Genomic DNA, 539 nt, shown 5'->3' on the forward strand with positions numbered 1-539 from the left:
CCCGGTCGACGTGATCCGGGCCAACCGCGGCCGGATCCGCCAGGTGCACGTCAAGGACCTCGACGTCGAGGCCGGCTTCGCCGACCTCGGTGACGGCGTCATCGACTTCGGCCGGATCTTCGCCCACGAGCGGGAGGCCGGCATCGAGGAGTACATCGTGGAGCGTGACGACGCGGGCACCGCGCCGCGCTCCCCCGCCGACGCCCTGGACACCGCCCGCGTCGGCTTCGACTACCTCGCCTCACTCCGGTACTGAAAACACCTCGGGGGACACACCTGATGAACAGGACCGCACTCGCGTCCGCCCTGCTGCTGGTGACGGCCGGCCTGGCCGTGCCACCGTCGGCAGCGGCCGCCGCGCCGGCCGCGCCGCCGGACAGCAGCTTCCAGAAAGTGACACTCAACGACTTCCCGGGCGAGCCGATCAGCCTCGCCGTGCTGCCCGACCTGCGGGTGCTGCACACCTCCCGCACCGGGGAGGTCCGCATCCACGACCCGCGCACCGGGCTGACCACCCTCGCCGCCGACATCCCGGTGTA

2 pseudogenes are annotated in these 539 nt (G+C 72.2%); both read left to right on the plus strand.

Features of this window, described 5'->3' with window-relative positions:
• Positions 1 to 256: pseudogene (locus KBX53_RS35360) on the plus strand (sugar phosphate isomerase/epimerase); the annotation flags it as partial.
• A 23-nt stretch (positions 257 to 279) separates the two neighbouring features.
• Positions 280 to 539: pseudogene (locus KBX53_RS35365) on the plus strand (glycosyl hydrolase); the annotation flags it as partial.

The organism is Micromonospora sp. M51, assembly GCF_018070305.1.
GTDB classification, from domain to species: Bacteria; Actinomycetota; Actinomycetes; order Mycobacteriales; family Micromonosporaceae; genus Micromonospora; species Micromonospora parva.